This is a genomic window from Bacillus oleivorans, assembly GCF_900207585.1.
In the GTDB taxonomy this organism is placed as follows: Bacteria; Bacillota; Bacilli; order Bacillales; family JC228; genus Bacillus_BF; species Bacillus_BF oleivorans.
In genome coordinates, this window is record NZ_OAOP01000009.1 from 133,456 (window position 1) to 153,926 (window position 20,471).

Below are 20,471 nucleotides of genomic sequence, written 5' to 3' on the forward strand. Positions count from 1 at the left end.
TTTTATCGTTTATACTGAACGGTTATTGACACCTTAGATTATTTATGATAAATTTCTCTTGAATTAAAGATATCTTAAATTGAAATAAACAGGTATGTGGTTATTATTGATTTCGGAGAGATTATTTACTTCGTGTGAAAAGTAATACTAAATAAAAGCATAAGTTTGGAGGTATTTATATGAATGGTTTAAAAGGAATTCACCACGTAACTGCGATTACAAGCAGTGCAGAAAAGAACTATCAGTTTTTCACATATGTATTAGGTATGCGTTTAGTTAAAAAAACAGTAAATCAGGATGATATTCAAACCTATCATTTGTTCTTTGCAGATGATACGGGAAGCCCTGGTACAGATATGACTTTCTTTGATTTTCCTGGGATTCCGAAAGGATTTCACGGTACAAATGAGATTTCCAAAACATCATTCCGTGTGCCGACAGATGAGGCTTTGGATTATTGGATAAAGCGATTTGATCGTTTAGGTGTCAAACATACCGGCATAAGAGAACAATTTGGGAAAAAGACTCTTTCTTTTGTCGATTTTGATGATCAGCAATACCAATTGATATCTGATGAAAATAATGAAGGAGTTGCATCTGGAACGCCGTGGCAGAAAGGTCCGATTCCTTTAGAGTATGCGATTACTGGTTTAGGACCTATTTTTGTCCGGATTGCAGATTTTGATTATTTTAAAGAGATGCTGGAGAAAGTCCTGCAATTCAAGGAAATAGGAAAAGAAGGCTCATTCCATTTGTTTGAAGTTGGCAAAGGAGGAAATGGAGCACAGGTGATTGTGGAACATAATGTGATTCTCCCCCCGGCTCGCCAGGGGTATGGGACTGTTCATCATGCTGCATTCCGTGTTGAGGATCGTTCCGTTTTAGATGAATGGATTGCAAGAATGGCTAGTTTTGGGTACCAAACATCAGGTTTTGTGGACCGTTATTTCTTTGGTTCCTTATATGCAAGAGTAGCTCCACAAATCCTATTTGAATTTGCAACGGATGGACCTGGATTTATGGGAGATGAGCCATATGAAACACTGGGGGAAAAGTTATCCTTGCCTCCATTTTTAGAGCCAAAACGTGAACAAATTGAAAGATTAGTCCGCCCTATTGATACAGTAAGAAGCACAATTGAATTCGAAAAGGAATAGGCAATAAAATAACAATCACCAGACAATTAGCTGTGCTAGTTTGTCTGGTGATTGTTATTATCCTTCTAAATTTATGCAGAACAGAATATATTTCCAAATTTGTTGTATAATTGCCTGTAATATATTACTAGATTTTTTGTAAAAATTTTAAATTAAATTCCTTTAGGAAATATCATTATAATGTAAGTGTTTTCATAAAAAATACTTTTTTGGTAGTTCGAAATTGTCGAAATCTTTGGCACAAATATATTGCATTTTACGTTTAAAAATAGTAATATAGTTTCATTAATATATTGCATACAAGAAATTACTTAATGAATACACTTCATAGAGGAGACAAGCTAAAATGAATAATAAACTATCATTTTCTTCTTATTTAGCAATTGGATTTATGCTATTTGCACTATTTTTTGGAGCCGGGAACTTAATCTTTCCAGCACAGCTTGGCCAATATTCCGGAACCAATATATGGCCAGCTGCAATTGGATTTTTAATTACTGGTGTAGGACTGCCGCTGCTTGGAATTTTAGCAATGGGATATTCAGGAAGCAGGAACCTGCAAGAATTGTCAAGTAGAGTTCACCCAGCCTATGGGGTATTCTTCACAGCTCTGCTTTATTTAACAATTGGTCCATTCTTTGCTGCTCCCCGTACAGGGACAGTAGCTTATGAAGTAGGGATATCACCATTTTTCCCTGAAGGAACAGAACAATTAGGGCTGCTCATTTTTTCAGCAATATTTTTTGCAATTGCCCTTATATTCTCACTAAATCCAAGTAAAATTGTTGATAACGTTGGGAAGATTTTGGCTCCATCTCTTGTTGTTTTACTTATTGTTTTATTAGGAGCTGCAGTAGTGAATCCGATGGGGGAAGCAGGAGTTCCTCTAGATGCATACAAAGATGGAGCATTCGTAAAAGGGTTCTTAGAAGGATATAACACAATGGATGCACTCGCTTCCCTAGTATTCGGGATCATTGTTATTAATGCGATTCGTGCTCTAGGTATAACTGATAAGGGTGATATTCTTCGCGCAACCGCTAAAACAGGAGTCATTGCCACCGGTTTACTTGCTCTAATCTATGTCGGAATTGCCTATTTAGGATCTACAACGACTGAAGCTCTAGGTCTTTTTGATACAGGCGGACCGGTTCTCAGCGGAGCTGCTTCCTATTATTTTGGAACTTTCGGGTCTGTTATGCTTGCTGTACTCATTATTCTAGCTTGTTTAACAACAGCAATCGGGTTGATTACAGCAAATGCCGAGTATTTCCATACTTTACTTCCTAGATTTAGCTATAAAACATTAGTTGTGTTCTTTACTGTTATTACATTTGTATTTGCAAACTTTGGATTAGCGAACATCATTACTTATTCTGTTCCAGTACTCATGTTCCTATATCCTTTAGCGATTGTTTTAATGCTTTTAACATTCCTGTCACCACTATTTAATCACTCCCGTATGGTGTATGTGGCAACAATCTCTGTAACATTCCTGATAAGTATTATCGATGGTTTTAAAACTTTATGTTCTTTACTAGGCATCGATTACTATGGATGGTTAGCACCAATCGTTTCGTTCTATGAAGAATATTTACCGTTATATCCTCAAGGACTCGGATGGCTGGTACCATTTATCGTGGTTACTCTTGTGACAGGGGTACTTGCCAGATTTCAAAAAGTAACTGCCGCTGCTGAAGCGTAAACCTATAAATAAAAAGCCGATTTCCTGCTTTTAAGGAAACCGGCTTTTTTAGAGTAAATGAATTAATATTTTAGCCAATTTGTGCGCATTAAGGCGGAGGCATTTTCAGCATCCTGATTTTTTAATAGTTCTATTATTTTGGAGTGTTCTTCGACCGATTTTTCGGTTAACTTAATCGAGTTATGGAAAAATAGTCTTCGGACATGAGCCTGAAGTTGTGAGATAATCTGGTGGATATATGAATTTTGTGCGGTATCGACGATGATTTGGTGGAATTCTTCATCGATTTTAAGTGCAGCAAAATAATTTTCCGAACGGACGGCTACTGCAAACCGGTCATTGGTACTCTCTAGTAATGAAATCACATCATCAGTTAGATGAGGAATGACGAGTTCTGCAGCTAAAGCTTGCAGCACTGCAAGCGGGGGAAGAAGTTCATATATGGATTCCTTTTTGACTTCCGTTACTTGAGTGGCTTTTCCAGGGTACATTTTAACAAACCCTTGGACTTCAAGAAGTTGTAAAGCTTCTCGGACAGGGGTTCGGCTAACACCTAAGACTTCAGCAAGTTCTGTATCATTTAATTTTTCACCTGGCAGCAAGGTCCCATCAATAATCCATTGTTGAAGTTGAGTAAATACGTTCTCTTTAGCCGTTTTACGGACAGGCTTTAAATGGTTTGCTGGAATCGGCATGCTCTTTTCACCACCTTGTCAATTTTGATTGTTCTTATATAAAACAGTATACATCAAAAGTGAGTTCTTAGAAATATCCAATATATTAAATTCTGGAATATGGTATTTAATTTTCAGAGCGTTATAAAATCTATATATATAAAAGGGTGAAGATTGTGCATTCCTCTTATTGGTTAACAAATGTTTTATTAGAAACAGGTTATAAATATGAACATAATGAAGTTATAGGGACAAATACCGACCTATTTCACATTTTGATTAAAGATGGAGAAATCGCCAAAATTGTTTCGGAAATGAATGATACTGATTTTAAAATACCAGTTTATGATGCAAAGAAAAAGTTAATGCTGCCGGCTTTTAAAGAAATGCATATCCATATAGATAAAAGCTATTACGGCGGGCCATGGAAGGCGGTGCGTCCAGTCAAGAATATTATGGGCAGATTCAAAGAAGAAAGGGAGCTGTTGCCAAAGCAATTACCCTTCGCCAAGGAACGGGCTGAAAAGATTTTGAACTTGCTAGTAGGTTATGGCTCAACCCATGTTCGAACTCACTGTAATATAGACCCCGTAATCGGGCTAAAAAACTTAGAAGCAACTATGGGAGCACTCGATTCGTTTGCGGGTAAAATCTCATCTGAGGTAGTGGCGTTTCCGCAACATGGATTACTCCGTTCGGACGTAAAGGAACTTGTTAAAGAATCGATGAAACATGGAGCTGCATTAGTGGGCGGCGTTGATCCGGCAACAGTCGATGAAAACATTGAAGAATCCCTATATACAATGATGGATATTGCTGTTGAAGCTGATGCAGGTGTTGATATCCATATCCATGACCGGGATTATTTAGGTATTTATACGATGAAAAAGCTGGCCGATTTAACAGAGGAGGCAGGATGGCAAGGAAGAGTAACAGTTAGCCATGCATTTGGTTTTGCAGGTGTTTCAGAGAAAGCAGCTGCAGAACTTGCCGAGCGTTTTGCTGAACTCCGCATGAAAGTCACCTCTACCGTTCCGATTGGCAGACTGATCATGCCCCTTCCATTACTCCGTGAAAAGGGAGTAAGAGTAGAACTGGGAACGGATAGTCTTACTGATCACTGGTCTCCCTTTGGAACTGGTGATAATTTAGAAAAAGCAAGCCGACTGGCGGAAGTGTATGGGTATGCAGACGAATACTCCTTATCCCAGACACTAGGCTTTATTACTGGGGGAATAACCCCGCTAAATAAAAAGGGAGAGCAAGTATGGCCGGTGGCTGGTGAGAAATTTAAAGCTGTTTTCGTCGAAGCGTCCTGTTCCGCTGAGGCAGTGGCGAGGAAGACAAAACGTGCAGCTGTTTTTCATAACGGTGTGCTCGTATCTGGTCAGCTATAATCTTAATACGGCCAAAGCAGTCAGCTTAGATTTTGAGCTGAAGCTGCTTTGGTTTTTATTTTTTTCATCCCAATTTTTGGCTGGTATGATATACTAATGGGACATGAAAATCTCTTCATTTCCTGTCCTCTATGCAGGCCTCTATATACTCCAATAATAACTCTGCCTTTTAAAAATTTTTCACAGTCAGGTGATCAAACATGAAATTAATCATTGCCGAAAAACCATCCGTTGCGAAAAATATAGCGGATGCATTAAAAGTAAAAGACAAAAAAGATGGCTATTTTGAAGGAAATGGCTATTTCATTACGTGGGCATTCGGACATTTACTAGAGCTTTTTGATGCCAAAGATTACGACAGAAAAATGGCTGTGTGGAAGCTAGAAAACTTCCCGTTTATTCCGTCAACCTTCCAATACAAGGTTAAATCTGATCCGAGAAATCGAGATAAACCCGACAATGGGGCTTACAAACAGCTGAAAACGATCCACTATTTAATGCAGCGAAACGATGTTGATACAATCATCTCTGCCTGCGATTATGATCGTGAAGGTCAATTAATCGGGGACAGTATTATCTATAAAATTAAGACCGATAAGCAGGTATACCGGCTCCTTTTAAATGAATGGACGCCTGAGGCCGTTCTTTCGGGGCTAGAAAACCTTAAACCCAATACTGAGATGAGGCCGTTATTAGATGCGGGGATAAGCCGGCAATGGACCGATTGGGTCATTGGCATTAATCTCACATCCGTAGCTACCTTGAAATATCAAAAAGGTAAAGGGAAGGCGTTAAACATAGGCAGGGTATTACTGCCGACATTAAAGATCATATACGACCGAGACCGCGAAATTGAGAATTTTGTACCTGAAGAATATATTAAACTGACGGCAACCTTTCAATTAGAAAATCTGCAAACCTATGAGGGTATATATGCAGAAGACGGAGAGGACAAGTTTAAAAAGAAAGAACAATTAGAGGCAATTGAACAGGCCATTATGAACAAAAATGGACTTGTCATAGATAAACAAGTCGAACGGAAGAAGGAGTATCCGCCCTTTCTTTTTAACCTTTCTAATCTCCAAGGCTACATAACAAATAAATATAAAGGCTGGACCGCAGATAAAGTGTTAAAGGTTGCCCAAGGTTTATATGAAAAGAAGCTAATCACCTATCCGAGGACATCCAGTCTCGCATTAGAGGAAAGTCTAATCGAAAAAGCAGCCAAAGTTTTAAAATCGGCAGCTGAAGATCTTCCCTATAAAGATGAAATTAAGTTTGTCCGGTCAAAAAGGATTTTTAACAATGCCAAGGTTGAGAGTCATAGTGCGATTATTCCGACCTACTTAAAACCAAAGCGTTTAACCGGTGATGAGGAAATCGTTTACAGAGCGATAAAGAATCGTTTTATCATGCAGTTCATGCCTGTAGCGGAATACGAAGAGACAAAAATCCAGACAAAAGTGATGGATACTGATCTTTCCGGGGTGTTTCACACAAAAGGAAAGATTCAGCTCGTAGAGGGGTGGAAGAAGGTTGAGAAGATAGAATCAAAGGATACGATTCTGCCAATGATAGAGGCAGAAGATCAGGTAGTGGTTGCAGATCAAACGATTTCTTCTCATGTCACGAAACCTCCTAAGCCACATACCGAAATGACCTTGCTCAGGGTAATGGAAACCTGCGGAAAAAGCTATAAAGAGGAAGACAGTGAGGAATTATTAGGCAGTATTTTAAGCGGATTTAGTATCGGTACCCCGGCAACCAGAGCAGATACGATTAAAAAGTTAAAGGAAGTCGGCTATATTACAGCACAAAACAAAAATTTGGTCTGTACTGAACTTGGCAGAAAGCTAGTGGAAACGTTCCCGATCAAGGATTTATTTGATTTAGAGTTTACAGGCCGCCTTGAAAAATCTTTATCTGATATTGAAAAAAATCGCGTAAGTCAACAACAATTTTTAGATGTTGTATTTCAGTTTACGAATAAAGCCGTTGAAACGATTAAAGCGGGACAAGACGTAACGATTCATCAGGTGTCGCTGGAAACGAGGTCGAATGAAGCACTCGGTAACTGCCCGGTTTGCGGATTTAAGGTAATTGAGGGGACAAAGGGCTTTGGCTGCTCGAATTGGAAGAACGGGTGTAAGTTTGTGATTTGGAAGAATGATAAATTTCTAGCTGCGATGAAGAAAAAAGCATCGAAAACAATGGTAAAAGCTCTCCTTACTAATCAAGTAGCTTTTGTAAAAGGCCTCACCAGTAAAAACGGTAAAAAGTTTAATGCTTATCTGCGCTATGAAAAAAATCCGGAGCAGGATTATTTCAGCTGGAAGATGGAGTTTAAAAAGTAAGTAAGTTTAATAAAAGGTGTGAAATCGGTCCGTAAACAAAGGAGCCTGTCTTAATCAAGTAATAAAAAACAGGCTTTATTTGTGTAAAGTGCTAGTAGAAACTTATAAAAATGACCTTTGTATCTGAAGGTCCTTTTTTTATTCGGGGCATTTTTTTTGAATATATAAAGAATCATCATCACACATTCAAACATTTATTTGACTATTTGTTTGTAAAGGAATACATTAATTATATACAAACAATCAAACTATTATTTGAATATAAATGGAGGCGGGAAGTTTGGCTAAAGATGTTTGTGAAGTTACGTGTATAGATGAGGAAAAAGTAGGTCGAGTAAAAAACAAGCTAGCTGGAGAAAACCCATTAGATGTTGCTAAGGTTTTTAAGGCATTGTCAGATGATACCAGAATTAAAATAGCGTATGCCCTTGCTGTAGAAGACGAATTATGTGTTTGTGATGTAGCTAACATTGTGGGAGCAACTACAGCCACTGCCTCCCATCATCTGCGTTTATTAAAAAATCTTGGCTTAGCCAAATATAGAAAAGAAGGAAAATTGGTATTTTATTCATTAGACGATGAACATGTAAAGCAACTCATCCAGGTGGCATATGCACACCAAAAGGAGGCTGTTGAAGCTTGAACGAAGTAACAGAAGCCTTAGAAAGGAAAACAGTGTATAGGGTTGAAGGGTTTTCATGTGCTAATTGTGCAGGAAAGTTTGAAAGGAATGTGAAACAGCTTCCCGGCGTTCAGGATGCAAGAGTGAATTTTGGTGCATCCAAAATATCAGTTTACGGAAGTACAACCATTGAAGATTTAGAAAAGGCAGGTGCCTTCGAAAACCTAAAAGTCACCCCTGAAAATCCTGTTCAAGTGCAGGGAACGAATCAAGCAGCTGAAAAGGAAGCCAAAGAACCAATTTATAAAAAGCATAGCACTTTATTATTTGCATCCCTATTAATCGTCTTTGGTTATGTTTCTCAATTCGTAAATGGGGAAGACAATCTTGTGACATCCCTTTTATTTGCAGCCGCGATTGTGATAGGCGGTTTCTCTCTCTTTAAAGTGGGATTTCAAAATTTAAGTCACTTAGAATTTGACATGAAAACCCTTATGACAGTGGCGGTTATTGGAGCAGCGATTATTGGAGAGTGGGCAGAAGGTGCGATTGTCGTTATTCTGTTTGCCATAAGTGAAGCTCTAGAACGATTTTCAATGGATCGGGCAAGGCAATCGATTCGATCACTTATGGACATCGCTCCGAAGGAAGCACTGGTGCGAAGGAATGGACAGGAATTGATGGTTCATGTCGATCAAATCGCAGTCGGTGATATCATGATCGTTAAACCAGGGCAGAAAATCGCAATGGACGGTATTGTTGTAAAGGGATATTCTGCTGTTAATCAGGCTGCCATCACAGGGGAATCAGTTCCGGTTGAGAAAACCGCAGGTAATGAAGTATTTGCTGGTACCTTAAATGAAGAAGGCTTGCTAGAGGTTAAAGTAACAAAATTAGTAGATGATACTACTATTGCCAAAATCATTCATCTTGTCGAGGAGGCCCAAGGGGAGAGGGCTCCATCACAAGCCTTTGTCGATAAATTTGCAAAGTATTACACACCCGCCATTATGGCCATAGCTGCATTAGTAGCAGTTATTCCGCCGCTTTTAATCAATGGAAGCTGGCAGACATGGGTGTATCAAGGCCTAGCCGTTCTTGTCGTTGGCTGTCCCTGTGCATTGGTAATCTCAACACCGATTTCTATCGTTTCAGCAATTGGAAATGCAGCTAAAAACGGTGTTCTGATTAAAGGCGGTATTTATCTAGAACAAATGGGTATTATTAAGGCGATGGCCTTCGATAAAACCGGTACCCTTACAAAAGGTGTACCCGTTGTAACCGATTTTAAAATTATAAATAACAAAATGAGCGAAAATCAGTTATTTACACTTATTGCTGCTTTAGAAAAACGTTCTGGGCATCCACTGGCTTCAGCTATAGTAAAAAAAGCGGAAGAAGCCAACATATCATTTGCAGATGTAATGGTAGAAGACTTTACTTCCATTACAGGTAAAGGTATTCAAGGAACGATAAACAGTACGACCTATTATATTGGCAGTCCACAATTATTTGAAGAATTCCAGACAACTGTCTTCGATAAAAGCCTTCAGCAACAGATTCAAGAGCTTCAGCAACAAGGTAAAACCGTGATGGCAGCTGGAACTAAAGAAGAGATTCTCGCTTTTCTGGCCGTAGCTGATGAAGTACGGGAAGAGAGTAAAGAAGTAATGGAAAAACTGCATCAAATGGGCATTGAACAAACGGTTATGCTCAGTGGTGATAATAAAAGCACATCTAATGCGATTGGCAAAAATGTTGGAGTAACAGAAATTCAAGCTGAACTTTTACCGGAGGATAAGTTAACCTTTATTCAAAACTTGAGATCGGAGTATAAACATGTAGCCATGGTGGGCGATGGGGTTAATGACGCCCCTGCACTAGCTGCTTCAACAGTAGGAATTGCAATGGGCGGAGCCGGTACGGATACGGCACTGGAAACGGCAGATGTTGCCCTTATGGGCGATGATTTAAAGAAACTGCCATTTACCATTAAATTGAGCCGTAAAGCTTTAAATATTATTAAACAAAACATCATGTTCTCCATCAGTATTAAGGTGTTAGCCTTATTACTTGTAGTGCCGAACTGGCTAACTCTTTGGATTGCAGTACTCGCTGATATGGGAGCTACTATTTTAGTTACATTAAATAGCTTGCGACTATTGCGAGTTAGGGAGTAAATAAAGAAGAGAGGTGCTCATTTTCGAGTCCACCTCTCATTTATTTTACGGCTGCTGTTTCGGTTTCTATCCACTCTTGAGACCAATTTTCAATACTCTTCATGATGGGTTCTAAAGAGAGTCCTTTTTCTGTTAGGGAATATTCAATCCGAACAGGTGTCTCAGGAAAGACCTCTCTTTTAACAATGCCTTGGCTTTCCAAATCTTTTAGTCTCTCTGAAAGAACCCGTCCGCTAATCCCAATAGAGGATTCGAGTGTGCAGAAACGCTGTGGTCCGTTCAATAATTGATATATAACAAGTCCAGTCCAGCGCTGGCCTAAAATACTCATAGCTTTTTCAAATTTGGGACAAATCAAGGATTTGTTCATTTCCATCACTCCTGCTATTAGGATACCACATTACTGCAAATAATAAAATTTTAGAACGTTATAACTTTACTAAGAACTAGGAAGTTTTATTTTGTAATTGTATAGATAAGGAGCTGGTAATCGAAAGACATTGACATTGAGAATCATTTTCATTAGTATTTTAGTTGATAACAATTTTCATTTAATATGAGAAAACGTCTAAGGGATGCTATATGAAAAAAACATACTTGCTATTTGCTTTAATTATATTATCGTTTGCTTCTGTATTTATTGGGGTAAGTGCGATTTCGCCACTCGATTTATTTCATTTAACAGAAGCTCAAGCACAAATCTTGTTATCTAGCAGATTGCCAAGATTAATTACAATCATTGTGGCAGGTGCAAGTATGAGTATTTGTGGTTTAATCATGCAGCAATTAAGCAGAAACAAATTTGTTTCGCCGACGACAGCAGGAACAATGGATTCTGCAAGGCTTGGAGTATTAGTTTCCCTCATGATTTTTACCACAGCAAGCCCTTTGGAAAAAATGCTCGTTTCTTTTGTGTTTGCCCTTTTGGGGACATTCGTTTTTATGAAAATCCTAGATAAGATTAAATTTAAGGATACAATTTTTATACCGCTTGTTGGGTTAATGTTTGGGAATATCGTTAACTCAATCACTACCTTTTTTGCATATAGAGGTGACTTAATCCAAAACATATCATCATGGCTTCATGGTGATTTTTCCATGATTGTTGAGGGACAATATGAGTTAATTTATGTCAGTATCCCGTTACTTATTGTCGCATACGTTTTTGCCAATAAATTTACGATTGCAGGCATGGGAGAGGACTTTGCAAAAAATTTAGGGCTAAAGTACAAACAGGTTGTGAATATTGGGCTAGTGATCGTTGCCCTTATTACTTCATCTGTTGTTCTTACAGTTGGAATGATTCCATTTTTAGGTTTGATCATTCCAAATATCGTGAGCATCTATCATGGTGACCATTTAAAAAATAACCTGTTCCATACAGCCTTACTGGGTGCAGTCTTTGTCCTGTTTTGCGACATTCTGGGCCGCGTCATTATTTACCCATATGAAATCTCCATTAGCTTAACCGTAGGTGTCATTGGCAGTGCCATCTTTGTTTATTTACTGTTGAGGAGAAAAGCATATGAGTAATAAAAATAAACTTCTTGTATTAACGGCCATTGCCATTTTGCTTATTTCATTGTTCTTATTTTTTGATATCGGTTCAAATTGGGATTATGTCCTCCCAAGAAGGGTCACAAAGATTGTTGCAATCGTTTTAGCTGGGGCTGCGATTGCTTATTCGACACTTGTTTTTCAAACGATAACAAATAATAGAATCTTAACTCCGAGTATTCTAGGATTAGACTCTCTTTATCTATTAATTCAAACGATTGTTGTGTTTTTATTCGGATCGGCAACTGTGATGATGATGCAAGCGCAAGTCAATTTTCTCATCTCGCTTGGTTTGATGGTAATATTCTCAAGTATTTTATTTAAACTGCTCTTTAAAAAAGAAGGGCAAAATATCTACTTCCTGCTATTAATCGGATTAATATTTGGAACGCTATTTGAAAGTTTTTCTTCCTTTATGCAGGTATTAATTGATCCCAATGAATTTTTAATCGTACAGGACCGAATGTTTGCCAGTCTTAATAATGTGAATTCAGATATCATCTGGATTGCATTGATTTTATTGGCAGCAGCTTTCCTATACAGCATGAAATTTATAAAATATCTAGATGTCATGTCTATGGGAAGAGAACATGCGATTAACTTGGGCATTGATTATGATTATGTGGTGAAACGACTGCTGCTGGTTGTTGCCATCTTAATCTCGATCCCAACTGCATTAATTGGTCCGATCACCTTCTTAGGGCTCTTAGTAGTTAATGTTACGTATGAGTTTTTAAAAACCTATCAACATAAGTTTTTAATAATAGGTTCGGTACTGGTGAGTATTGTTGCTTTAGTAGGGGGACAATTGATTGTGGAAAGAATCTTTACATTTTCCGTCCCAATCAGTGTCATTATTAACTTTATAGGTGGCATTTACTTTATCTATCTATTATTAAAGGAGCGAAAATCATGGTAGATATAAGAAATGTGTATAAAGGTTACGGTGATAAGAATGTAATTGAAAATGTCTCAGTTCAAATTCAAAAAGGAAAAATTACTTCCTTTATTGGACCGAATGGTGCTGGGAAAAGTACGTTATTATCCATGATTAGCCGCCTGATTGAGAAGGATCAGGGAGACATTTATATTGATGGACAAGACATTACAAAAGCGAAAAGTAATGATCTTGCCAAAAAGATTTCCATACTCAAACAATCGAATCATATTAATTTACGTTTAACCATTAAAGAACTCGTTTCTTTTGGACGCTTTCCATATTCCCAAGGAAGACTGACCGATGAGGATTGGAAATATGTGAATGAAGCGATTGATTATATGGAGCTGGCTGACATACAAGACAAGTATCTGGATCAATTAAGTGGCGGTCAAAAGCAAAGAGCCTTTATTGCCATGGTAATCGCCCAGGATACTGAATATGTTCTGCTGGACGAACCGCTTAACAATCTCGATATGAAACACTCTGTGCAAATAATGAAGACATTAAAACGATTAGTGGAAGAACTAGGCAAGACCGTCGTTATTGTATTGCATGACATTAATTTTGCATCTGTTTACTCTGATTACATCGTAGCAATGAAAGACGGAAAAGTCGTCAATGAAGGCAAAGCCGAGGACATCATTGACTCTAGGGTTCTTAAAGAAATCTACGACATGGACATTGAAATCGAAAACATCCAAAACAAAAAAATCTGCGTCTACTTTTAGGAATTCGACACGTGCCTGTCACGCCCTGAAATTTTCGAAATGAAAAAACAACCACTCTAGAAATAGCGTGGTTGTTTCTTGGGAGAAAGATTTCTATATATGACCCTTATGGTAAATGTCATATTTAATTGATAAAAAGGGGAGTGAGAAAATCCACATTTGGTGATGAGCTGTTAAAATCCCCTCTTGAACCTCTGCCACTCGAAACACTTCTTCAAGTGGTAATTTAAACAACGAATTTGATCGAGACAAATAAATCCCCGAATCCGCATCGCTGGTTTTTTGCCTTTTGCTTGTTAATTGAAGCTGATTACCTGTTTGGCTTAACTCTAAGATTCCTATCATGGATGCACCCGGCAGCGGGAGCGCTATATTCATATATGTACTCTCCCTTGTTTGATGAAAGGAATAAAGAGCCACGAACGTCACTTCATTCTCTATCTTGCGAACCCATGCCCTGGGTGTTCTTCTCCCATCTAAAATTTCTTGAACAGGAACAATCTCTCCTGTCATTTCGACTTGCTTCCTTGACAGCGGCAAATTGATTTGTTTGACATATTGGCTTACCCCACGATAAATAAAGGCAAATGGTTTGAACCAAGGCTGCCATTTTACGGAGGCAAAGAGCCGGTAATCTTGAGTATTTTCATAAAAGTCAATAATGGCAGGAGCTAAGGTTGCCATATTGATATCAGGTTCAAATACCTCCATTTTATCTACAAGACCAGGATAGACTACCGTCGAATCCTCGATTCCAGCTAGAACCGTCTTACCAATTACTCCTCTTCCTTTAATCATACTGACGGGGAAAGGTAATGTCCTCTCTTTTGAGGGTGGGATAGAAAGAGACCATCCTATCAGTCCTAAGAAAGCAAAGAAAATAGAATTGAGGATCCCGTGGGATCGCAGCATAAAGTCAATCGAAATTGGCAACCCGACTAAATTTCCAAAAGCATACACGAGAGAAACCAGGATCGTGATGGCCAAAGAGAAAAAGGCAATACGAACCAGCCATTTCTGAAGGTTAACAGTAAAAGCAGCCTGGAACGATAAAACAACAAGACCGTAAATCCCTATGATATACAGCAGTACAGACAGGACTTCGATCCAAATGGAAAAGGAGATTCCTATCGCGACTAAAATAGGTGAGACGATAATAATCAGGCATACCGCCATATATAGTTTCGTTTTATTAACGAGCCTGCCTAAAAAGCCTGTAAAAATAGGCAACAAGAAAGATGCATAATGAAAATGCACAGCAGTCAGCAAGGTAATCATTGGGGAAAAACCTGTGTTGATAGCTGCCAGGTGGGCGAAAAACCAGGCTCCGCCAATTGGCAGATAAATCAGCCCCATATCTATCATAAATTCCTCTATTTTCGTAAAACCTCTTTGCAGGAAACGGGCTAGTCCGTAACATCCAATCAAAATAGTAAAGATAAGCCATATAAACCCTGCAGTAATATCCAGGTTTTTCTGTTCAACAGTATATACAACCACAATTCCGAGATAGGCAATCCATCCAACATATGTATAAATTTTATAAAACTTAGCCTGCTTATTTACGATCAGTTTAAGACACAAAGGTAAGTATACTAGCTGCGCAGCCGTTAACATGAGCGTGTACCAGGGGTAGTTACCGATAAGGACAACTATAAGAAACAAGAAAATATGAATTACGGTCATTTTATATTGTGTTATTTTCTCTAAATTCTCCTTCATAAGAAAAAACATCTCCAATTAAAGGATTCCTAACAATGACTTGAATCGAGTAGGCTGCACGTTCCTCTACATATCTTTCTGTTACCGTAGCAAGACCTTGTAAAGGTTTTGGCAGAGGGATCTCTATTCTCCCGATAATAAGACGCTGCCTTTTAGACGTAATGATTAAAGCCCCTTCTTTCGAAACAGTCAGAACCAGATCTGAATAAAGAAGACTGGGTTCTCCTAAATAATCTTTAATAATCTGCCTTTCCTGATCAAAACTCATAAGAGCATTAAAGTACCTTTTCTTCTCGCCAAAATAAAATATCCGTTCCCAATGGACTTGTTCCTCTCCCGTTTTTCCAACCCGTGGTGAATTAACAATCGTAAAGGGAATGTTTCTCCCATATTCTGGGAAAAGCAATTTCCATCTCGACCCCATGACAAACAATGGGTACAGCCATTTAGGGCCCCCTTGAATCTTTTTCATAATTCCCGATCCTTTAAAACAGCTTCCTGCTCCAATCGAATATCGCTTTTGCAGCATGGGATGAAGTCTATAAAACTCGTTTCCTAGCACTTTTTTATAGATAGACACTATTAATCACCCGATTGTTTTCTTTTACAGCTTTTAGCAGTGGGTATATCATTGCTGATTAAAAAGCCAATGACGGACAAAATGAAGAGGGAGATGTTAAACGTCAATGGATTAAAGGGATTTACCAGATAAGCGAAATCAGCCAGTATCGCTGAAAGCGTTAAAAAAGGAAAAAGAATGATCTGTAGCCCAAATAGACGCCGTTTGTTCCGATACCATACCCAAGCTTGAGCAAAAATAATTTCAGCTATTCCTGCAATCAATACGACGGTTCGCCCTTGTTCAAATGAAAGCGGAACTAAGTTGGTTACCATTGATATCTCATTTGGATGCATATACATTAACTTTGGAATGAGCCCATGATAGGTCCAAATTAAGACAAACAAATAAACAATAAGCCAATGACTAAAAAACCGAATATATTGTGAAAAGGGAGATTCTCCTTTTTCCAGCCAGCGTTTTAGCACATCAAAGCTCAAAGCTGTTGCCCAACCCATAATCGGCCGGAAAAAATAGTCTACTACTTTCCCAAGCATGCCAAAGTTAACATCATACGTGTATCGGGTTAAAAAAGTAATAGAATCCTGTTCTGGCTGATACTTCCAATATCCTCTTCCTTCCTGAATAAGAGAAATAGGCTGATCCGTTCCAAAGTGTAAGGAAGATGTTCGCGATCCATCCTCTGCTTCAATACTTCCCACACTTTTTCCCCAGCCTTCAATGGCTAAGCCAAAGCCGATATTGGTTTTATAAAGAAAAGATTGAGGATCGCTTTCTTTTTCCTTAGGCAAATAGGTAATCGATGAAAAGCGAAGGTCCCATTGCTCGTGCAGATGTGGGGTTTGGGTGGTCTCCCACAAATCTTCCATTTTAGTCTTAATCGGTATTTCTACATAAATAGCTTTGCTCCTCATAAAAACTCACCTCATGGCTTTAGCTTACCATAAATTGGAGGAAAGAAAAGGAGACGTGATAATAAGATAATAAAAAAGCAAAGCCTCTATCGGTTTTGCTTATTCCAAATGATATTGAATCATTTTCGGGCTCGTCACTTAGATAGCTTTTTCCGATCAGCAGATTGAGGAGGCTGTTCCATCCAGCCGTGATTAATCATCATATTGGCACCATCTTCTGAATAATGGAGGAGTTCTGTAGAAAGACGGGAATAAAGTACGCCTAAATCGTGTCTGGGACTAGTCGACAGGGAAATCCCGTATTGGCCAATTCCCGAAGCCGATAATGCTGCAATGTGGAACATCATTAATTTATCTGAAAAAGGGGGCACAGTTGAATCCGTTACCTCAGCCATAAGGTTAATGGCCCCTTGAGATAAATAATTTTCTTCTAGAAAGGTACTAAAGACTTTTAGGTGTTTCTTAGATATATCTCTCCCCCGTTCGAAGTACTTGCGAACCTCTTTGTTTCTAGCGACTTGACTAAAGCCTTGAATAATTGCAAGCCCAAGTCCGTTTCGCTTAGCATTATAGACGATATCACCAATTTCTACCCCCAAGAGAGGTCTGCGTTCTCCAAAAAAACCTGTTAAGAAGCTTTGATCTTTTACAAAGTCAATTTGATCTGGTGCTGGGATAATGGGTGGGCGAATATAAATTCCTTTTTCGATACTTAAATATGTTCCGCGCTTTGCTAGCTCTGTGGTTTCTGCTAATGCGGTTGCGTAGTAATCAAGGATGTCTTCACGAGACACCATCGCTAACGCTGTTCCGTAGGAGGTGAGTCCAAAATTGCCCATATTCGTTATATAGTGAATATATAAAGCATCCGTAAATAGACGGGGAGCCTCAAGATTAACATCTTGCTCGGTAAAGCCCTGTGGAATCGGATACTTTTCTTTTGTTAATATCTCTTTTACTTTTTGAACATGACGTACAGAAAGTTCTAGAGCATATTCCAATAATTCTCGTGTTGAATGATCGTCGACATGGGCTAAAAAATATTTAATTCCACAAAGAGCCATTGTATCGTTTTGAAAAGAGGTCCAAAGATGAGCAATTTCGGTTGCTGTTAATGGAGCGCTGTGAGTCGTTTCCATAAGAATCCTCCGTCCATCGAATTCATCCCTATTTTTTGCCGCGAAACTGAAATGTATGTATAAAAAAATAATGCCGGAAGGGGCTAACCCCAAACCGGCATTATTCCTTAATTCCTTGCAGCCATTCTTGATAACATTCATCACATAAAGTTTCCTCACGTTCACTCATTGAAGATAGAAAGGTTACAAAATGAAGTTGATTGTCGTCAACCTCTTTCGTACAGTAAAAGCATTGTTCAGCCATGAGGGTCCTCCTTGTTTGTGTCAGGGGGTATCTTTAGTTTGAACCATGGCTGTCAGTTTTTACTTGGGAAAAGTGACCATTCATTTTATATAAAAAATAGTATTTCTATAAACCCTTTTTAAGTACTTGAAAAATAAAAGCGTCAAAGCCTGGACAGCCAGGTAGTAACTAAAGGATAGATAAGGGACCCATTCTTTGTATTTAACAACCTCAAATTGCGATGACATCCATTCTAACCCCACTGAAGCAAGGGACCATAATACGATATATACGAGAATCCATAAACCTTTTACATTCAGCATGTCAAATAAGTAGATCAAGATGTAGCCAAATAGGGCGTATAAAATATAGGTAAGTAAATCAAATAGATCATATTTGCCGGTATCCATGATATCGTAAAAGTCTGCCCATGGTGCTGCTAAAGTCCGATCCGTGATGCGGCCAACAGTTGCAGTGTATACAAGAATTAGGATGGTAATACTACGAGGAAAACGTTTCGGCAAAAAACAAATAATGACTATTACTACAGTAAGAAATATTAAAACAAACCATTCATTTTGGTCAAAGTTTTTAGGGAGAATCATGCTTGATCATTCCCTCTTTAATTAATATCTTGCGGAAACTGTATCTGGCTGCTTGTATCACGATATAGATTAGACCATATGCGATAAACGAATACACAATATGCCATCCTTTATACTCGATAATGTTCAATTTTAAGAGTGAGTATTCTATGGAGCATAACACTCCAACTAATGTGACCCCAAGCAGACCTTTGATATAGAATGATTTAAAAAATTCACTGCTGTTTATTGTTAGAAACATTAAAACTGGAAGAAGAACAATTTCAAATATTTGATGTGTAACATAATCTTGAGTTTTAGTCGAAATTTCTATGTAGCTATAATTTGTATTTACAACAGCGATATAGGTAGAGATGATGAACTCTATCGCTAAAAAAGAGAGAATCAGCTCGAAATGATGTATTTTTTTCTTAGAAAGAGTAAATGCAATGATTCCAATAATGGAAAGGGAAATGAAAGTACTAAGCAACATGTGGTAATCAGCTCAACCTTTTTAATTTGATACCTATAGGTTGTGTTTGGAAAAGTTAGAATATACAAAGGGTTCATTATGAACAAATAGAGCAAGTTAGCACCTGTCATTTTTTCTCCTTTTCCGAAAATTTTTAAATTGACAAATTTACGAAAAGTAATTATGCTTTATTTTGTATATATGATTACTAAAAGTAAGTAAAGGGAGGAAGAGGAGAATGACATTAACAAAATGGACGGTTGACCCTACTCATAGCGGTATTGATTTTGCTGTTAAACACATGATGTTTGCGACAGTAAAGGGAAGTTTCAATAGTTTTGAAGCGAATATTGAAGCGGATCCAGCTGAATTAACTACAGCTACTATTGAATTTAGTGTTGATCTTGCAAGTGTTGATACACGCAACGAAGATCGTGATAACCACTTGCGTTCAGGGGATTTCTTCGATGTGGAAAACCACCCAAAAATGACATTTAAAGCTACAAATATCGTGAAAACTGGTGAAGGGGAATATGATGTAACTGGTGATCTAACAATCCGTGGAGTTACTCATCCAGAAACATTCTCTGTAGAATTCCAAGGTCAAGGCAAAAATCCTTGGGGAGCTGAAGTAGCCGGATTTAGTGGAGAAGGAAAAATTAAGCGCAGTGATTTTGGTCTAACTTGGAACGCAGCATTAGAAACTGGCGGAGTTCTAGTTGGAGATGAAGTAAAAATCTCAATCCAAATTGAAGCTACAAAACAAGCATAATTAAATTATGAAATGGGTGTTTCGTGAAAGCGAAACACCTTTTTTGATAAGGAAAATCGGCCTCTAAAGGACGAAAATGTAGCGGCAGAGGAAAGAAAAGCCCTTTAAACCCTTTTAATTACATCATTTACTGATTTTTTTGTCTAAGGCATCGATCTCATTGAACTTATAAAATTGCCATAGTGAAACAAAAAACCACCAGCTCGATACGAGTGGCGGTCCCTTATTTAATGCTTACATATAGATCTGACCATTGTTCTAATTCCCTCATGAAGGGTGCGAGAGCAAGTCCTTTTTCTGTAAGAGAATACTCCACACGTACAGGAACTTCAGCAAATACCTCGCGTTTAACAATGCCTTCACTTTCCAATTCCTTAAGCCTTTCTGACAAAAGCCTCCCGCTGATCGGAAAGGAACTTTCAATTTCACAGAAACGGTGGGAGCCCTTTAATAACTGATAAATGATCATAGGGGTCCAGCGTTTACCAATCAATTCCATCGCTTTTTCAAGTTTTGGACACAATGATGACTCCTTCATAGATATCACCTCTAGGGTTACTTGAGTATAGTATAGCTTCTCAATGTATGAAAATAAATAGAAATCCTCATTAAAGGGTTACTTCGGAGTTTCTGACTCTTCTTTTCATCTCCAATAAAACTCAAATCAAAACTGAGCAAATCCAATAAAAGCATTAAACGTTATTTTAGTAAAACTAAAAGCCAACTGAAATTTATAAATTATCAATAAATT

Annotated in this window: 20 protein-coding genes; 10 read left to right on the forward strand and 10 right to left on the reverse strand. The window is 38.2% G+C overall.

All coding sequences use genetic code 11. The annotated features are described in order from the left end of the window. Positions 1 to 179 precede the first annotated feature (179 nt). Positions 180 to 1,157 (forward strand): ring-cleaving dioxygenase, encoded by a 978-nt coding sequence (locus CRO56_RS17785; protein WP_097159972.1) that lies wholly within the window; start codon positions 180 to 182, stop codon positions 1,155 to 1,157. 346 nt (positions 1,158 to 1,503) lie between these two features. Then, positions 1,504 to 2,862, forward strand: a complete 1,359-nt coding sequence (gene brnQ / locus CRO56_RS17790; protein ID WP_097159973.1) for a branched-chain amino acid transport system II carrier protein — start codon at positions 1,504 to 1,506, stop codon at positions 2,860 to 2,862. A gap of 62 nt (positions 2,863 to 2,924) precedes the next feature. Here the strand turns inward: brnQ and CRO56_RS17795 are convergent, their stop codons facing one another. Continuing rightward, a complete protein-coding gene (locus CRO56_RS17795) occupies positions 2,925 to 3,557 on the reverse strand; it encodes a GntR family transcriptional regulator (RefSeq protein WP_097159974.1) in 633 nt (210 codons plus the stop codon). A gap of 152 nt (positions 3,558 to 3,709) precedes the next feature. On the opposite strand from CRO56_RS17795, the gene CRO56_RS17800 reads away from it, so the two are divergent. From CRO56_RS17800 to CRO56_RS17815, 4 genes are all read left to right on the forward strand, one after another. Beyond that, positions 3,710 to 4,933: an amidohydrolase family protein gene (locus tag CRO56_RS17800; RefSeq protein ID WP_097160050.1), complete on the forward strand. Its 1,224-nt coding sequence runs from the start codon at positions 3,710 to 3,712 to the stop codon at positions 4,931 to 4,933. A 200-nt stretch (positions 4,934 to 5,133) separates the two neighbouring features. Beyond that, positions 5,134 to 7,287: a type IA DNA topoisomerase gene (locus tag CRO56_RS17805; RefSeq protein ID WP_097159975.1), complete on the forward strand. Its 2,154-nt coding sequence runs from the start codon at positions 5,134 to 5,136 to the stop codon at positions 7,285 to 7,287. A gap of 280 nt (positions 7,288 to 7,567) precedes the next feature. After that, positions 7,568 to 7,930, forward strand: coding sequence for an ArsR/SmtB family transcription factor (locus CRO56_RS17810; protein ID WP_218839654.1), 363 nt, complete (start codon positions 7,568 to 7,570; stop codon positions 7,928 to 7,930). Then, positions 7,927 to 10,089 (forward strand): heavy metal translocating P-type ATPase, encoded by a 2,163-nt coding sequence (locus tag CRO56_RS17815; protein ID WP_097159977.1) that lies wholly within the window; start codon positions 7,927 to 7,929, stop codon positions 10,087 to 10,089. The genes CRO56_RS17810 and CRO56_RS17815 overlap by 4 nt, the downstream gene beginning before the upstream one ends. A 40-nt stretch (positions 10,090 to 10,129) precedes the next feature. Here the strand turns inward: CRO56_RS17815 and CRO56_RS17820 are convergent, their stop codons facing one another. Then, a complete protein-coding gene (locus CRO56_RS17820; RefSeq protein ID WP_097159978.1) occupies positions 10,130 to 10,459 on the reverse strand; it encodes a winged helix-turn-helix transcriptional regulator in 330 nt (109 codons plus the stop codon). A gap of 212 nt (positions 10,460 to 10,671) precedes the next feature. Here CRO56_RS17820 and CRO56_RS17825 point away from each other — a divergent pair, with 212 nt between their 5' ends. Genes CRO56_RS17825 through CRO56_RS17835 form a run of 3 tightly spaced genes read left to right on the forward strand, consistent with a single transcriptional unit; the run spans position 10,672 to position 13,314 of the window. Beyond that, on the forward strand, positions 10,672 to 11,622 hold the full coding sequence (locus CRO56_RS17825; protein ID WP_097159979.1) for an ABC transporter permease: 951 nt from the start codon (positions 10,672 to 10,674) through the stop codon (positions 11,620 to 11,622). After that, entirely contained in the window at positions 11,615 to 12,565 is a 951-nt protein-coding gene (locus CRO56_RS17830; RefSeq protein ID WP_097159980.1) for an iron chelate uptake ABC transporter family permease subunit, read from the forward strand. Before CRO56_RS17825 ends, CRO56_RS17830 begins: the two co-directional genes overlap by 8 nt. Further along, positions 12,559 to 13,314 carry an iron ABC transporter ATP-binding protein gene (locus CRO56_RS17835; protein WP_097159981.1) on the forward strand — a complete coding sequence of 252 codons (756 nt, stop codon included), beginning with the start codon at positions 12,559 to 12,561 and terminating at the stop codon, positions 13,312 to 13,314. The genes CRO56_RS17830 and CRO56_RS17835 overlap by 7 nt, the downstream gene beginning before the upstream one ends. Positions 13,315 to 13,407: 93 nt before the next feature. Here CRO56_RS17835 and CRO56_RS17840 read toward each other — a convergent pair whose 3' ends face one another. From CRO56_RS17840 to CRO56_RS17865, 7 genes are all read right to left on the reverse strand, one after another. After that, on the reverse strand, positions 13,408 to 15,036 hold the full coding sequence (locus CRO56_RS17840) for a YndJ family protein (RefSeq protein WP_179714342.1): 1,629 nt from the start codon (positions 15,034 to 15,036) through the stop codon (positions 13,408 to 13,410). After that, entirely contained in the window at positions 15,002 to 15,616 is a 615-nt protein-coding gene (locus CRO56_RS17845) for a DUF4166 domain-containing protein (protein WP_245855965.1), read from the reverse strand. Before CRO56_RS17845 ends, CRO56_RS17840 begins: the two co-directional genes overlap by 35 nt. Positions 15,617 to 15,618: 2 nt before the next feature. Further along, complete coding sequence (locus CRO56_RS17850) at positions 15,619 to 16,530, reverse strand: DoxX-like family protein (protein WP_097159983.1); 912 nt, start codon at positions 16,528 to 16,530, stop codon at positions 15,619 to 15,621. A 134-nt stretch (positions 16,531 to 16,664) separates the two neighbouring features. Then, complete coding sequence (locus CRO56_RS17855) at positions 16,665 to 17,669, reverse strand: DUF3231 family protein (protein WP_097159984.1); 1,005 nt, start codon at positions 17,667 to 17,669, stop codon at positions 16,665 to 16,667. 100 nt (positions 17,670 to 17,769) lie between these two features. Next, positions 17,770 to 17,913: a hypothetical protein gene (locus CRO56_RS22985; protein WP_179714343.1), complete on the reverse strand. Its 144-nt coding sequence runs from the start codon at positions 17,911 to 17,913 to the stop codon at positions 17,770 to 17,772. Between the two features lie 80 nt (positions 17,914 to 17,993). Then, complete coding sequence (locus tag CRO56_RS17860) at positions 17,994 to 18,497, reverse strand: hypothetical protein (protein ID WP_097159985.1); 504 nt, start codon at positions 18,495 to 18,497, stop codon at positions 17,994 to 17,996. Beyond that, positions 18,484 to 18,969: a hypothetical protein gene (locus CRO56_RS17865; protein WP_097159986.1), complete on the reverse strand. Its 486-nt coding sequence runs from the start codon at positions 18,967 to 18,969 to the stop codon at positions 18,484 to 18,486. Before CRO56_RS17865 ends, CRO56_RS17860 begins: the two co-directional genes overlap by 14 nt. A gap of 217 nt (positions 18,970 to 19,186) precedes the next feature. Here CRO56_RS17865 and CRO56_RS17870 point away from each other — a divergent pair, with 217 nt between their 5' ends. Continuing rightward, entirely contained in the window at positions 19,187 to 19,720 is a 534-nt protein-coding gene (locus tag CRO56_RS17870; protein ID WP_097159987.1) for a YceI family protein, read from the forward strand. 223 nt (positions 19,721 to 19,943) lie between these two features. Here CRO56_RS17870 and CRO56_RS17875 read toward each other — a convergent pair whose 3' ends face one another. Then, complete coding sequence (locus CRO56_RS17875) at positions 19,944 to 20,258, reverse strand: winged helix-turn-helix transcriptional regulator (RefSeq protein ID WP_097159988.1); 315 nt, start codon at positions 20,256 to 20,258, stop codon at positions 19,944 to 19,946. Positions 20,259 to 20,471 lie beyond the last annotated feature (213 nt).